General features: G+C 67.7%; 13 protein-coding genes and 1 pseudogene. 7 read left to right on the top strand and 7 right to left on the bottom strand.

The genetic code is table 11. The annotated features are described in order from the left end of the window. Window positions 1-456 precede the first annotated feature (456 nt). Window positions 457-903, top strand: coding sequence for a hypothetical protein (locus ACT86A_RS03855; RefSeq protein WP_445090572.1), 447 nt, complete (start codon window positions 457-459; stop codon window positions 901-903). Window positions 904-1004: 101 nt separating this feature from the next. Here the strand turns inward: ACT86A_RS03855 and ACT86A_RS03850 are convergent. Beyond that, window positions 1005-1109, bottom strand: a pseudogene (locus tag ACT86A_RS03850) (5,10-methylenetetrahydrofolate reductase); the annotation flags it as partial. Between the two features lie 232 nt (window positions 1110-1341). Here ACT86A_RS03850 and thiC point away from each other — a divergent pair. Beyond that, a complete protein-coding gene (thiC, locus tag ACT86A_RS03845) occupies window positions 1342-2994 on the top strand; it encodes a phosphomethylpyrimidine synthase ThiC (protein WP_445090571.1) in 1653 nt (550 codons plus the stop codon). A 144-nt stretch (window positions 2995-3138) separates the two neighbouring features. Here the strand turns inward: thiC and ACT86A_RS03840 are convergent, their stop codons facing one another. The 5 genes from ACT86A_RS03840 to ACT86A_RS03820 all read right to left on the bottom strand — a co-directional run bounded on the left by ACT86A_RS03840 (window position 3139) and on the right by ACT86A_RS03820 (window position 7695). Next, entirely contained in the window at window positions 3139-4335 is a 1197-nt protein-coding gene (locus ACT86A_RS03840; RefSeq protein ID WP_445090570.1) for a homogentisate 1,2-dioxygenase, read from the bottom strand. A 141-nt stretch (window positions 4336-4476) separates the two neighbouring features. Then, window positions 4477-5121 carry a Uma2 family endonuclease gene (locus ACT86A_RS03835; protein ID WP_445090569.1) on the bottom strand — a complete coding sequence of 215 codons (645 nt, stop codon included), beginning with the start codon at window positions 5119-5121 and terminating at the stop codon, window positions 4477-4479. Window positions 5122-5220: 99 nt separating this feature from the next. After that, window positions 5221-6039: an exodeoxyribonuclease III gene (locus tag ACT86A_RS03830; RefSeq protein WP_445090568.1), complete on the bottom strand. Its 819-nt coding sequence runs from the start codon at window positions 6037-6039 to the stop codon at window positions 5221-5223. A 68-nt stretch (window positions 6040-6107) separates the two neighbouring features. After that, window positions 6108-7115, bottom strand: a complete 1008-nt coding sequence (locus ACT86A_RS03825) for an N-acetylglutamate synthase, CG3035 family (protein WP_445090567.1) — start codon at window positions 7113-7115, stop codon at window positions 6108-6110. Further along, window positions 7105-7695: a peptide deformylase gene (locus tag ACT86A_RS03820; RefSeq protein WP_445090566.1), complete on the bottom strand. Its 591-nt coding sequence runs from the start codon at window positions 7693-7695 to the stop codon at window positions 7105-7107. The genes ACT86A_RS03825 and ACT86A_RS03820 overlap by 11 nt, the downstream gene beginning before the upstream one ends. Window positions 7696-7878: 183 nt before the next feature. On the opposite strand from ACT86A_RS03820, the gene napA reads away from it, so the two are divergent. The 5 genes from napA to ACT86A_RS03795 all read left to right on the top strand — a co-directional run bounded on the left by napA (window position 7879) and on the right by ACT86A_RS03795 (window position 12275). Next, window positions 7879-8232: a nucleoid-associated protein NapA gene (napA, locus tag ACT86A_RS03815; RefSeq protein WP_445090565.1), complete on the top strand. Its 354-nt coding sequence runs from the start codon at window positions 7879-7881 to the stop codon at window positions 8230-8232. A gap of 48 nt (window positions 8233-8280) precedes the next feature. After that, a complete protein-coding gene (locus tag ACT86A_RS03810) occupies window positions 8281-8838 on the top strand; it encodes a LytR C-terminal domain-containing protein (RefSeq protein ID WP_445090564.1) in 558 nt (185 codons plus the stop codon). Window positions 8839-9000: 162 nt separating this feature from the next. Then, the gene (sodC, locus tag ACT86A_RS03805; RefSeq protein ID WP_445090563.1) at window positions 9001-9684 is read left to right on the top strand and encodes a superoxide dismutase[Cu-Zn]; all 684 of its coding nucleotides are present in this window, start codon (window positions 9001-9003) and stop codon (window positions 9682-9684) included. Window positions 9685-9696: 12 nt separating this feature from the next. Then, window positions 9697-10842 carry a glutamate--cysteine ligase gene (locus ACT86A_RS03800; protein ID WP_445090562.1) on the top strand — a complete coding sequence of 382 codons (1146 nt, stop codon included), beginning with the start codon at window positions 9697-9699 and terminating at the stop codon, window positions 10840-10842. A gap of 68 nt (window positions 10843-10910) precedes the next feature. Continuing rightward, window positions 10911-12275, top strand: a complete 1365-nt coding sequence (locus tag ACT86A_RS03795) for a phosphatase PAP2 family protein (RefSeq protein WP_445090561.1) — start codon at window positions 10911-10913, stop codon at window positions 12273-12275. A gap of 136 nt (window positions 12276-12411) precedes the next feature. On the opposite strand, the gene ACT86A_RS03790 is transcribed toward ACT86A_RS03795, so the two are convergent. After that, window positions 12412-13695, bottom strand: coding sequence for a hypothetical protein (locus tag ACT86A_RS03790; RefSeq protein ID WP_445090560.1), 1284 nt, complete (start codon window positions 13693-13695; stop codon window positions 12412-12414). Window positions 13696-13828 lie beyond the last annotated feature (133 nt).

Below are 13828 nucleotides of genomic sequence, written 5' to 3'. Positions count from 1 at the left end.
GACTCGGCTCCTTCGTGTGCCCCGGCGCGGTGTATCCGCGGCTGATGACGGCGCGCAGTGTCCGCAGGTCCGTCGTGCACGACTGTGTGCTGTGTCCTTGCTGCACTCGCTGACGCACGTCATGTCCGTTCTTTGGGACGATCGGTCGGTTGTGTATCGACTGTAGCCCGCGCGGCCGGAATGCGGTCGGACCCGGCCGAACGCGAAGGGCGACGCTGTGACCGCGGAACCCGAACCAGTTGCCCGAAGTCGATGCGCTGGTCCACCGTGCGCCCGCGACCAGAGATCGATGGCCGGGCGCAGGTCGGCCGCTGTGGGCGGCGCGTCCGCCTCCGCTGGTGCTTGAGCGCGGTGTACCCGGGTAACCGCCGCAACACAAGCGTCGCGATCTCCGCCCAGGCCGGTCCGCCCCGCGGAGATCACGACCGCAGCCGGAGAACGCGAAGGAGCGAGGCCATGACCGACCGCCCGGCCGCTCGGCACCGCAGGCCAGAGGGCGTCGACGACGCCACCGTGGCGGCCACCGGCAGGCTCTCGGAAGCGCTGGAGACCACCGAGCGTGCCCGCGGCCATCTGTACGCCTTCCACCAGCTGACCGGCCGCGCCGACCTCCAGCTCGACCTCGCGGTGGACCTGTTCCGCACCGCGGGCCACACCCGGATCGCCGACCGGATCGCCACCGAATTGATCGGCCGCAACGTGCTCGCCGGACGGTGGACGTTCCAGGTCGTCGAGGAATACGACGACGGATACTTCGACCTGTTCCGCAGCATCGAACGCGCGGCCCGGGACGAACTCCTCGACGGTCGCCGCCACGTCTACGAGGCCGAGATGAAGGAAGCCCGCCGCACCCACGGCTCACCGGGCCACTCGGCTACACCGGAGTCGACCGAAAGCAACTGAACCGAGACCGCGGGATCGCCGCGTCAAGGGGCGCAGCCGGGTTGTCGCTCGGATGCCGATCGTGCCGTGCGCGCGGTCAGACGAGGCCCGTCGGAGGGTCACAGTTGCTCGGCGCGCCGCACAGTGCGCAGCGAGGTGATCGGCATCAGCTCCGGGATGATCGGGTTCGCGCCCTCGAACCCCGCGAGGCGATCACGCAGGCGCAGGCGGCCGCCTGGAGGCGCCTCGGGGCGCGTAGTCGACCGCGACGTCCTCGCCAGTTCACCCGATCCTGTCGAATCCCCCGACAAGTGCGCGGCGGGGCCGGGTATGGTCGGGCGGGAAATTTCAGTACCAACGGGGGCTCGCACCAGCGGGCTGAGAGGACGGCTAGCCGAGAGGCGTCAGGGCCGTCGACCGCATGAACCTGACCGGGTAATGCCGGCGTAGGGAGGAAAAATGGCACCCACCGCTGCGTCCGACGGCAGCTCCACGCCCGTCGACAGCGTCACCACCGGCCCGATCGAGGGCAGCGTCAAGCACTACCTCGAGGTTGACGACCTGCGCATTCCGGTGCGCCGGATCAACCTGACGAATGATGAGCACTTCGACGTCTACGACACGTCGGGTCCGTACACCGACGACACGGCGACCATCGATCTGGAAGCCGGTCTACCGAAACTGCGGGACACCTGGACCAAGCCCACCGTCGCCGGTCCGCGCACCCAGCTGGCCTGGGCGCGTCAGGGCATCGTTACGCCGGAGATGCGCTTCATCGCCGCGCGGGAAGGAGTTTCGCCGGAACTGGTGCGCGAGGAAGTAGCCACCGGTCGCGCGGTGATCCCGGCCAACCACAAGCACCCGGAGCTCGAGCCGACCATCATCGGCAAGAAGTTCCTGGTCAAGATCAACGCGAATATCGGCAACTCGGCCGTCTCCTCCTCGATCGCCGAGGAAGTGGAGAAGATGGTGTGGGCGACCCGGTGGGGCGCCGACACGATCATGGACCTGTCCACCGGCAAGAACATTCACGAAACGCGCGAGTGGATTCTGCGCAATTCCCCGGTTCCGGTCGGCACCGTGCCGATCTACCAGGCCCTGGAGAAGGTGAACGGCGATCCGACCAAGCTGACCTGGGAGATCTACCGCGACACCGTGCTCGAGCAGTGCGAGCAGGGCGTGGACTACATGACCGTGCACGCGGGCGTGCTGCTGCGCTATGTGCCGCTGACCGCCAAGCGTGTCACCGGCATCGTCTCGCGCGGCGGGTCGATCATGGCCGCGTGGTGTCTGGCGCATCATCAGGAATCGTTCCTGTACACGCACTTCGAGGAACTGTGCGAGATCCTCGCGCGCTACGACGTCACCTTCTCCCTCGGCGACGGCCTGCGTCCCGGCTCCATCGCCGACGCCAACGACGAAGCCCAGTTCGCCGAGTTGCGCACCCTGGGCGAACTGACCAAGATCGCGAAGTCGCACGGCGTGCAGGTGATGATCGAAGGTCCCGGCCACGTGCCGATGCACAAGATCGTGGAAAACGTGCGGCTCGAGGAGGAGTGGTGCGAGGAGGCGCCGTTCTACACCCTCGGCCCGCTCGCCACCGATATCGCGCCCGCCTACGACCACATCACCTCGGCGATCGGCGCCGCGATCATCGCGCAGGCGGGCACCGCCATGCTCTGCTACGTTACGCCGAAGGAACACCTCGGCCTGCCCAACCGGGATGACGTGAAGGTGGGCGTGATCAGCTACAAGATCGCCGCGCACGCCGCCGACCTGGCCAAGGGGCATCCGCACGCGCAGGAGCGGGACGACGAGTTGTCCAAGGCGCGCTTCGAGTTCCGCTGGCGCGACCAGTTCGCGCTGTCGTTGGACCCGGACACCGCGCGCGAGTACCACGACGAGACCCTGCCCGCCGAGCCGGCCAAGACCGCACACTTCTGCTCCATGTGCGGCCCGAAGTTCTGTTCCATGCGGATCTCCGCCGACGTGCGGGAATACGCCGCCGCGCAGGGTCTCACCGAAACCGAGGCGCTCACCGCGGGTATGGCGGAGAAATCCGCCGAGTTCGCCGGCAGCGGCAACGCGGTCTACCTGCCCGTCGTTTCCTAGCGACCGCCCGCCGCCCGCTCAACTCTGAGCGGGCGGCGGGGCGCGTCCCACCCTCAGCCGGATGTCTTGTCCGATCTGCGCGAAAACGCCGTGCGGCAGATTGTCCAGACCGAACCGGAAGTCGGCGATACCACGATGCGGTCCTTACGTGGGACCCCGCCCGGACCAGGTCCACGTATAGCTGGGGTCCTCGCAGGCCAGCGCGCCCTCGCCGAGTTCCAGCGGCCGGAAGGTGTCGACCATGACCGCCAGCTCGTCGAAGAACTCGACGCCGATGCTGTTCTCGTAGGCGCCGGGTTGCGGTCCGTGTGCGTAGCCGCCGGGGTGCACCGATACCGAGCCCTGCGTGATCCCGGACCCCTTACGCGCCGCGTAGTTTCCACCGCAGTAGAACATGATCTCGTCGGAGTCGACGTTGGAGTGGTAGTACGGCACCGGAATCGATAGCGGGTGGTAGTCCACCTTGCGCGGTACGAAATTGCAGATGACGAAGTTGCCGCCCTCGAAAGCTTGATGAACCGGTGGTGGCTGGTGGATTCGGCCGGTGATCGGTTCGAAGTCGGCGATATTGAAAGTGAACGGGTAGAGGCAGCCGTCCCAGCCCACCACGTCGAACGGGTGGGTCGCGTAGACCATGCGCGTGCCGACGACCTGCCCGCCGGGGCGGTGTTTGACCAGCACCTCGACGTCGGTGCCGGTCGAGGTGATCGTCTCGACGGGTCCGTGCAGGTCGCGCTCGCAGTACGGGGCGTGCTCGAGCAACTGGCCGAACCGGGACAGGTAGCGCTTGGGCGGCGTGATGTGGCCGGTCGCCTCGATGACGTACAAGCGCAACGGCTCCGCGCCACTGGGCAGCCAGCGATGGGTCGTGGCCCGTGGGATGAGCACTTGGTCGCCCTGGCGGGCGGACAGCGGACCGAACACGGTTTCGATCACCGCGGCGCCGGATTCCACATACGCCAGTTCATCGCCGATGGCGTTGCGGTACAGCGGCGATCCGCCTTTGGCGGCCACGTAGGAGATGCGTACATCCGCGTTGGCGAGCAGCAATCGCCGCCCGGTCACCGGATCGGCCTCCGCAGGCCGGTCGCCGGGAAACAGCGCGGGCAGTCGTAAATGTCGGTGGCGCAGTGGATGATTCGGTCTTGTGGTCTGGTCGGGCAGCTGCCACACCGTCGAATCGACGAGTGCGGGCGGCAAACCGCGGTGGTACAGCAGCGAGGAATCACCGGAGAAGCCCTCCTCGCCCATCAGCTCCTCGTAGTAGAGCCGGCCCTGCTCGTCGCGATGCTGGGTGTGCCGCTTCGGCGGTACCGCGCCAACGTGCCGATAGAACGCCATGACGATTCCTCCGCCCACCTGTGGTCGGAATAGTTGATCACCATCGTAGTGATCGGGACAGGTAGCCGGAGCGGAAATACGGCCCATCGACGAGTACCTGCGGGGTAGGTCGGTCCAGGTCGGTGCAGCAGGAAAATACTGCTAGATCCCGTCGTCGAGCTGCTCCCATGTGATGCGTGTCGCGAACGGGTCGATGATGTCGACGGCGAGCAGTGCGGTACCGCGCAAAGAAACACCATCTGAGATGTACTCGCCGGAGACGGTCAGACGGAACCGTTCGATCGAGACCGCCGGTCCGTCGTTACCTGCCATCTGCGCGATCCAGTAGTGCGGGACCCCTGCTCGAGCGTACTCGGCCAGCTTGTCCCGGGTATCGGTGATAACCGTGCCCGGTGACACGATCTCGATTACCAGCAGAGAATCCGATGCGTAAGGCTTGCGACGCCATCGCCCACGATCTGTTTCGATGCAACGGTAGACGACGGCATCTGGGCGGCGATAGTGCAGACGGGGGACCTCGGTGATGAGCATGTCGACATCACCGATGACCTTGTGGCAGGTCTGTTCTCGCGCATCCATATCTTTTGCCGCGTCACGCAGCGCCGATACCAGGTTGTGCTGGATGGTCTGATGAGCGGGGCCGGGGGATTCACATCGAATGATTCGCCCGTCGACAACCTCGATCTGACGACTCAGCTCCTCGGGGATGCCTGCGTACACCTCGAGGGTGATCTCCGGCGTGTCCATCGACTGCCGCAGCCAGTCCCAGTCAAGCGCTTCCGACACGTCCACTCCTCACCCAACGCGACTGCTCGAGCACACCGTCTGGCTTATCAGTCCACTTTCGGTCGAGGTCAGCCTACGTGGTCGGGCCGGCGGTGCGGACTATGTGCCGACGAGGTCGACGATGACCGGGGCATGGTCGGAGGCACCCTTGCCCTTGCGCTCCTCGCGATCGACGCCGGCATCGGTGACGCGGGCGGCCAGCGCGGGCGAGGCCAGGATGAAGTCGATCCGCATGCCCTCCTTGCGGGGGAAGCGCAACTGGGTGTAATCCCAGTAGGTGTAGACGCCGGGTCCGGGCGCGAACGGACGCATGACGTCCGCGTACCCGGCGTCGACGACGGCCTGGAAGGCGTCGCGCTCCGGTTGCGAGGTGTGCGTCTTGTCGGCGAAGAACTCCACCGACCACACGTCATCGTCGGTCGGTGCGATATTCCAGTCGCCCATGAGAGCGATCTTCGCCTGCGGGTCCTCGGCCAGCCAGCGCGCGCCGTTGGCACGCAGCGCGGCAAGCCATTCCAGCTTGTAGGCGTAGTGCGGATCGTGTGGTGCGCGGCCGTTGGGCACGTACAGACTCCATACCCGCACGCCGCCGCAGGTGGCTGCGATCGCGCGGGACTCGACCACCGGCGCGCTGATCAGTGATTCGCCCGCGTCCTTGTCGAAACCGGGCTGGTCCGGGAAAGCGAGCTCGACGTCGGTGAGGCCGACCCGGGAGACGATCGCCACGCCGTTCCACTGGTTGATACCCAGGTGGGCCACCTCGTAGCCGAGCTCGTCGAAGCGCTCGAACGGGAACTGGTCGTCGCGGCACTTGGTCTCCTGGATGGCGAGCACGTCGACGTCCTGGCGCTCCAGCCAGCCCGCGACGCGGTCGAGCCGGGAGCGGATCGAGTTGACATTCCAGGTGGCGAGACGCACGGAGGCCTTCCTTACGAGGGGGGCAGGTCAGCGAGGGTGACGGGTCAGCGAGGGGTGACAGGTCCGTTCTACCGCAGGCCGCCGGGTTCGGCGAGCGGCGCGGGTGCGGCGTACCGGTAGGCATGATGCTCGACGAAGCCCAGTTCGCGGTACATCGCGCGGGCGGCCACGTTGGCGGCTTCCACCTGCAGGTACGCGTGGGTCGCGCCGCGCTCGCCACCCCAGCGCAGCAGCTCGGCGCAGATCAGTGTGCCCAGGCCGTGCCTGCGGTGCGCGGCGGCGACGGCCACGCAGCTGAGACCCACCCAGCGCCGTCCGTCCGGCGCCGTGGTCACCGCGCCGCGTCCGATCGCGATGGGACGCGGCAGGCCGAGTGAGGCGAAGCCGAGTTCGCCGTCGTGGACCGCGGTCAGCACCTCCGGAACCGGTACGGGAGCCGAAACTTCCAGCGCGGCTGGGGCTTCGCCGGTGTAGCGGTGCATGGTCAGCCAGTCGTCGCTCAGTTCCGGCGCGGTGCGCACCATCGAAGGACCCTGCGGCAGCACGACATTGCCGATGTCGATAGCCAGCATGAGGGTCTCCCGCCAGCTGTGCCAGCCGGGTGGCGTTGGGGCGAGCCGATCGGGAAGCGCGAGTTGCAGTGGCAGCCCGCGCGCGGTGTACCACTCGCTGATCCGGTGCAGCGTCTCCGTCGACAGGACGGCGGCGCTCTCCGAGTTGCCCAGTGGGACAGCGGAATTCGCGCGACTGGTGTAGCCGAAGCCCGCGCGCGCCAGCCAGCCGTCGATCCAAGCGTGCTCGACGCCCGGCCAGGCGTAGGCGGCCGCGGCCTCCAACGCGCGGATCTCCTTCGTGCGAATCGGTCGCGGGCCGATGGCCTTCAGCGCGACCACCCGCTCCGGCGACACCGACACGAGTTGGCCATCGGCACCACGAACGGTCGGCGGGTCCAGCGAGACGAGTTCACCGAGCACATCGGTCAGCGGCTGCGGATAGCCCGCGGGCAGTTGATAACGCAGTACGACGCGGCGGCCGAGCGGAATGTCGGGCAGGCCGGCGCGGGGTTCAGTCGTCATGCCCGAACGGGTCCGGGTCCGTGCCGGGCAGCCAGCGTAAACCCGGTGTGCCCCAACCATTTCGCTTGATCGCCTTCTTCGCCGCCCGGGCGTTGCGGCCGACCAGCATGTCGACGTACAGGAAACCGTCGAGATGGCCGACCTCGTGCTGGAGCATCCGTGCGAAGAAACCCTTGCCCTGCACCTCGACCGGATTGCCGTGCTCATCGGTGCCGGTGACTTTGGCCCATTCGGCGCGACCGGTGGGAAACTGCTCGCCCGGCACCGACAGGCAGCCTTCTTCGTCGTCGTCCGGGTCGGGCATGGTCTGCGGAATCTCGGAGGTCTCCAGCACCGGGTTGATCACCGCACCGCGGCGGCGGGTCGCGGTGCCGTCCGCCCCGAGGTCCGGGCAGTCGTAGACGAACAGGCGCAGCCCGACGCCGACCTGGTTGGCTGCGAGACCGACGCCGTTCGCCGCGTCCATCGTGTCGTACATGTCCGCGATGAGCGCCGCCAGTTCCTCCGGCGATCGGGTGACCCGCTCGGTCGGATTGTGCAGAACCGGGTCACCGACGATCACGATCGGAAGGATTGCCATAGGCCGATTATTGCCGTGGGTTCCCGGTCACAGCTGCGCGGGTGCCGCAATCACGACGTGGCGGCTACCGGTAGGTAGTGAACACGCCGCGCCGTGGACCGGGCGTTCGACCGCGCGCGTGGTTGAATGATCCGCGACGTACAAGCATCATTTCGTCTGGTGGTAACTCGGCGAGGGAGCGAGATGGACGGCGCAGCGGCACGGGATCTTTTCGAGATCCAGGACAGCCCTTCCGCGAGCGGCGATGTCACTGCGGAATCGGCGCATGCCGAGACGAGCGACGGCAACGGTCTGAGCCGGCGCGAACTGGACATCCTCGCCTTCGAGCGGCAGTGGTGGAAGTACGCGGGGGCGAAGGAAGAAGCGATCCGTGAGTTGTTCGCAATGTCGCCGACCCGCTACTACCAGGTGCTCAATACCCTGGTCGACCGGCACGAGGCGCTGGCCGTGGATCCGATGCTGGTGAAGCGACTGCGCAGGCTGCGCGCGAGCCGGCAGAAGGCGCGGTCGGCGCGGCGACTCGGTTTCCAGGTCTGACCCGATGATGCGATCCTCGACCCACTCGGTGCGACTAGGCTCGCGAGGGTGAGCTACCCGAATCCCACCTCCGGTGGGCCACCGTTGCGCGCTCTGGCGATGGTGCTGATCGCGTTGGCCATCGTGTTCGCAGGTCTCGGTGCGATGTCGCTGTCGAATTCCGACACCGGCGCCGACGCCTCGGGACCGAGCCGGCCGGAGCCGTCCACCGCGACCGCCGCGCCCCAGGTCCCGGCGGGAACCTCAGCGCCCAAGGCGCCGACCGCGGCCGCGTCCTCGACGGCCGCACCGAACGGCACGACGGTGGCGGCGACCAGCAGCGCGGCGTCCCGGTCGGTGCCGGTCCGCGTGCTCAACAACAGCCTGGTCGCCGGGCTCGCGGCCAAGACGGCCAACCAGCTCTCGTCGAACGGGTGGACGATCGCGGAAACCGGGAACTTCGCCGGGGCCAATATCCCGAAAACCACGGTGTACTACGGGAATTCGCCTGGCGAGAAGGAGGCGGCGCAAGCCATCGCGAACGAGCTGGACGCGGCCGTCGCGCCGAAGTCGAGCGCGATCGGGGATTCGGCGCCGGGTGTAACGGTGATCGTCACGGGTAACTGAGGCGATGTGGCTGTCGTGCGCGTGCTTCGGACGGCAGCGAGGCAGGTGATGGCGCTCGGCCCTGTCGGGGTGCGGCAGGGCGGACGTGGCATCATTCTGTCCGGTAACGAACGTGTCCACAAGCTTTACTCATAATCTCGGTACTCGTAAAGGAGTTCCCCGATGGCCCCGTCCACTACTCGACGCCCGTCCTGGCGGACTGCGACTCCGCTGCTCGCTGTCGCGGTCTTCGGCCTCGCCGCCTGCACGAACAGCCAGGAGTCGAGTGACGTCAAGGGCACGACTCCGCCGGTGTGGACCTCGTCCCCGGCTCCCGCGGGCCAGCAGTCCACCGAGCACGGGTCGCCGCACGCCGATTCCGGGGTGAACGTGGAGCTGAAGGACCCCTCGGGAGCCTCGGTCGGCACCGCGAACTTCGCCAAGGACGGCAATCATCTGCAACTCACCGTGGAGGCGCACGGGCTGCGTCCCGGCTTCCATGGTTTGCACGTGCATCAGGTGGGCAAGTGCGAGCCGAACTCGGTCGCGCCGACCGGCGGACCGGCCGGCGACTTCCTCTCCGCCGGCGGCCATCTGCAGGTCGGCAGTGCCAACGCGCACCCGGCCAGCGGTGATCTGACCTCGCTCGAGGTGCGTGCCGACGGCATGGCGAAGCTGGTCACCACCACCGACTCGGTCACACTGGACGAGATCAAGGGCAAGGCCCTGATCATCCACGCCGACGCCGACAATTTCGGCAACATCCCCAACCGCTATGTCCGCGCCGACGGTGTCGCGGGCCCGGACGAGATGACACTGGCGACCGGGGACGCGGGCGGCCGCGTCGCCTGCGGTGTCATCCAGTAGAACTGGTGCCAGATGGCCGGGGCAGGAATCGAACGCGTTCCCTTCGGGGGCTCGCCCCGGCCGACCATCGGGGTCGAATGGGAGATCGCGCTGGTCGACAAGGCGACCCGCGATCTGTCGAATACCGCTGCGGCGGTCTTCGATTCGGTCGGTGACCTGCGCGCCCACGACGGGACACCGCAGGTGACCAAGGAGTTGCTGCGCAACACCGTTGAGCTCGTCACGGGGGTGCACGACACCGTGGGTGCGGCGGTGGAGGATCTGACCGGCACGATGAACGCCGTCCGGCGCGTGGCCGACCCGCTCGGCGTCGATTTGTTCTGCGCGGGAACCCATCCCTTCGCGCAGTGGTCGGCCCAGCAGCTGACCCGCTCGGAACACTACGACGAACTGATCGAGCGCACCCAGTGGTGGGGCCGCCAGATGATGATCTGGGGCGTGCACGTGCATGTCGGAGTGTCCCACCGCGACAAGGTCTTTCCGATCCTGAACTCGCTGCTGCTGTCCTATCCGCATTTGCTCGCGCTCTCCGCGTCCTCGCCGATGTGGTCCGGATCGGACACCGGCTACGCCAGCAACCGGACACTGATGTTCCAGCAATTGCCGACCGCGGGCCTGCCGTTCCAGTTCGAAAACTGGACACAGTTCGAGCATTTCGTGCACGACCAGCTCAAGACCGGTGTGTTCACCCAGCTCGGCGGCATGCACTGGGACATTCGTCCGGCGCCGAGGTGGGGCACGATCGAAGTGCGGGTGTGCGACGGGATCTCCACGCGCGCCGAACTGGCCGCGATGGCCGCGCTCATCCACTGTCTGATCGTCGATCTGGATCAGCGCGTCGTGTCCGGTGAGACCATGCCGACCCTGCCGCCGTGGCATGTGCAGGAGAACAAGTGGCGCGCCGCCCGATACGGGCTGGACGCGATCATCATCACCGACGCCGACAGCAACGAGCGGCTGGTCACCGACGACATCGACGACCTGCTCAACCGGCTGGAGCCGACCGCGGCGCGGCTCGGCTGTGCGGAGGAGCTCGCGTTGGTCGCCGAGATCCCCAAGCGGGGTGCCTCGTATCAGCGGCAGCGCCGGGTTGCCGCGGCGTCGCAGGGTGATCTGGTCGCGGTGGTGGACGCACTGGTCAGGGAGCTGAACCAGTAGCGCCGTGCCATGTTTGAGCCAGTTGCTGTTCAGCTGGCCGCGGGGATACCGTTCATCCCCCGTTTACTATGGTCGTCGTGCTTGTCGAAGACCCGGGTTTCAGAGCAAGAAGCGCGGTAGCGCGCACGCGCGAGTCGCGGACCCCGGTCCGGGTCGCGGCCGCGGTGGCCGCGGTGCCGGTCTTGCTGATCGCGTTGCAGGGCATCGCCATTGGGCAGGGGTTCGAAGGACCGCTGGACAGTCTGTGGCGGGATTATGTCGGCACGCCCAAGTCCATGTCGGTTCCGTGGGCGGGGCTGATCCTTGCGCTGGTGGGCATTTCGGCCCGACGGAGGCTGGTCGCGGTCGGCGTCGCGGTGGCCATCGATGCGGCGTGGGCGGGGGTCCGGTTGCTGGGCGGGGAGCCGTTCGCGATCGGCAACGGGCCGATCATCGTGCTCACCGGGTTGGCGCTGCTGGCCTGGCTGCGCTGGACGGGCGTCGAACGGCGCGACGCATTGCACGCGGCCGCGCTCGGAGCGCTGCTCGTCCTGGCCACCAAAGTCGGCGACGTGTGGCTGCACATCACCGTAATCGGTAGGCCTACCGTGCTCGACGAGTACACGATCCTGGCCGACCACGCGCTGGGCGATCCGTCCTGGGTACTGGGCCGCGCGGTGGACGCGCTCGGGCCGGTGGCCGCCGCGGTCCTGCACTGGGTCTACATCGAGCTGCCGGTGGCGGCGATCGTCGTGGCCGCGTGGCAGCTGCGCGCAGTGGTGTCGTCGGGTCGCTGGCCGTCGCACTACTTGGTGCGCACCTTCCTGGTGCTCGGGCTGATCGGCCCGGTGGTGTACGTGCTGTTCCCGGTTGTAGGGCCGATGTTCGCGTATGGGCCGGAGGGCGCCGGATTGCAGCTGGGTAACTACTGGCCGGGCGTCGTGCCGCCGATCGACCGGAATCCGATGCCGCTGCCGTTCGACGCGGCGGTCCCACGCAACTGCATGCCGTCGATGCATACGGCCTGGGCGCTGTCGGTCTTCCTGCACACGCGCCGCGACATCGACGGCGGCCCCGCGCCCCATTGGCTGCGCTGGGGCGGTGCCTTCTGGCTGCTGGCCACCCTCGCGGCCACCCTGGGCTTCGGCTACCACTATGGCGTCGACCTGGTCGCGGGTGCGGTGCTGTGTCTCACCGTCGAGTCGGTGTTGCGCGAGCCGGAACGCGGCTGGGGATGGTTCCGGATCCGGCTGGTCGCCACGGGCGTGACAGTGCTGGCCACGTTGCTGCTGTCGTACCGGTTCCTGGCGGTGCCGATGGCCGAATATCCGATCCTCGCCGGCACCGTGGTGCTCGGCCTGCTGGCCGGGCTGGCTGCGGCGTTCCACGCGACTTGGTTCGCGAGTGTGCGGGAAACGCAGCCGCAGCGGGAGGTTCAGCACCTCGCGAGCTGAGCGCTGCGCGGCGACGGGGCTGGGGCGGCAAGCGCCACCTTGCTGGTGCGCACGCCGCACCAATTTCAGTGCAGGACAACGAGCTTCGATGAGCGGTGGGTATGGATAACGCGTCGGCCGAACCTCTGGGCCGACGCTACCTGTCGGCTAATGATTCGCGGTCAGGTTGCTCTCTCGGCCGTGGTCTGCCGCGTGGGCGGAGTTTCTGCAGCGCGGCCAGTCCGATCGCGCTGCCGATGACGATGGCGAGCGCAGTGCAGCCCGGTGTCGCATCATGCACTGGCGCGCCGTCGCTCCAGCCCTTGATTCTGTCCGGCATGACGGAGACGGCCGAAGGCAGATAGAGCGCGGAGATCGCGAGAACACCGCTGGGCGCGTAGTGCGGACGTGCCGTGCCGCAGCAATATCCCGCGGTCAGCGCGATGACGGCACTGATCGCGGCGACACCGACCGTGCTCGCGGTGGTCGAAGTGACTGTCGCGAACAGCGCGATCCCCGCGATGAGCAGGGTGGCGCTGGCGGCCGAGGGCCGCCGGATGCCCAGGACGACACCAGCCGCAGTCAGGGGGATCAGCAATGCCGCACTCCAGCCGGGCCGGACCGCGTAACCGACCGCGTCGACCGCCGCGGTGAGGCTCACGGCCAGGTATATCCCGGCCCCGTCCCGCCCGGGGAGCAGCATGGCCGCGGCCGTCGCGCTGACGATCGTGGCGGCCACCACGACCCCGATCTCGATCGCGTGACTTTCCCCGGGCAGCTTGCTGTACTGGCGGCCCAGCCATTCGGTGCCGGCCAGGACCACCAGCGCGAGCACGGTGGCGGCGAGGATCGGTGTCATCGGCAGCGCGACCGCGATGCGCGGCGTCTTCGGTTCCTCGGTGCGTGACCAGTTGTGCAGCGTGCTGATCACCAGCATGACCAGCGCCACGCCGATCAGCCAGCGCGGCGGGGTTTCCAGCACCGCGAACGGGTCCGTGCCGATATCCAGCAGTTCCGCGAGGTCGCCGAAGGCAAAGAACCCGACGCCACCCACCGCGAACGCCGCGCCGGGTAACGGCCGGCGCAGCACCACGGCGCCCAGCCCGCCGAGCAGCACGGCGCCGAACACCGAGTCGATGTAGTTCTGCGTGGTCAGCATCTCGGCCGTCGAGTTCTGGTGCGCCGCGAAGTGGTTGATCAGCTGCCCGAGCGCGCCCGCTGTCGCGGTCGCCCAACCGGTGAGCGGGCGGGCGGTCGTGTTGACCAGCACGGCCACCGTGACGGCGACGATCACCGCGAGCGCCGCGCTGCGCGGCACACTGTTGAGCAGACCGGAGACCCGGTACGGCGTCGACTGCTTCTGTGTGGTGATACTGATCGGCAGGAACAGCGTGATGCCCGCGACCACAGCTCCGAGGAACGCCGTCGTCGCGTCGACCACTTCGCCGACCCTGCGCACGGTTGTCGAACTTACCCGCCGCTTCCGTCCCGATCTTTGAATTGCTATGAATTTGCTATCGAGTGTCTTTGAGGTAAATCTCCTGGAAATCGATTTACCAGGTGAGTGCTGGAGT

The organism is Nocardia glycosmidis, assembly GCF_052545115.1.
This window is presented reverse-complemented; position numbering and strand designations above follow the sequence as displayed.

Bases quoted from the DNA above. Each gene is read 5' to 3' on its own strand.
- thiC (WP_445090571.1), top strand. From the start codon at position 1,342: ATGGCACCCACCGCTGCGTCCGACGGCAGCTCCACGCCCGTCGACAGC.
- ACT86A_RS03855 (WP_445090572.1), top strand. From the start codon at position 457: ATGACCGACCGCCCGGCCGCTCGGCACCGCAGGCCAGAGGGCGTCGAC.
- ACT86A_RS03795 (WP_445090561.1), top strand. From the start codon at position 10,911: ATGGTCGTCGTGCTTGTCGAAGACCCGGGTTTCAGAGCAAGAAGCGCG.
- napA (WP_445090565.1), top strand. From the start codon at position 7,879: ATGGACGGCGCAGCGGCACGGGATCTTTTCGAGATCCAGGACAGCCCT.
- sodC (WP_445090563.1), top strand. From the start codon at position 9,001: ATGGCCCCGTCCACTACTCGACGCCCGTCCTGGCGGACTGCGACTCCG.
- ACT86A_RS03820 (WP_445090566.1), bottom strand. From the start codon at position 7,695: ATGGCAATCCTTCCGATCGTGATCGTCGGTGACCCGGTTCTGCACAAT.
- ACT86A_RS03825 (WP_445090567.1), bottom strand. From the start codon at position 7,115: ATGACGACTGAACCCCGCGCCGGCCTGCCCGACATTCCGCTCGGCCGC.
- ACT86A_RS03840 (WP_445090570.1), bottom strand. From the start codon at position 4,335: ATGGCGTTCTATCGGCACGTTGGCGCGGTACCGCCGAAGCGGCACACC.
- ACT86A_RS03800 (WP_445090562.1), top strand. From the start codon at position 9,697: ATGGCCGGGGCAGGAATCGAACGCGTTCCCTTCGGGGGCTCGCCCCGG.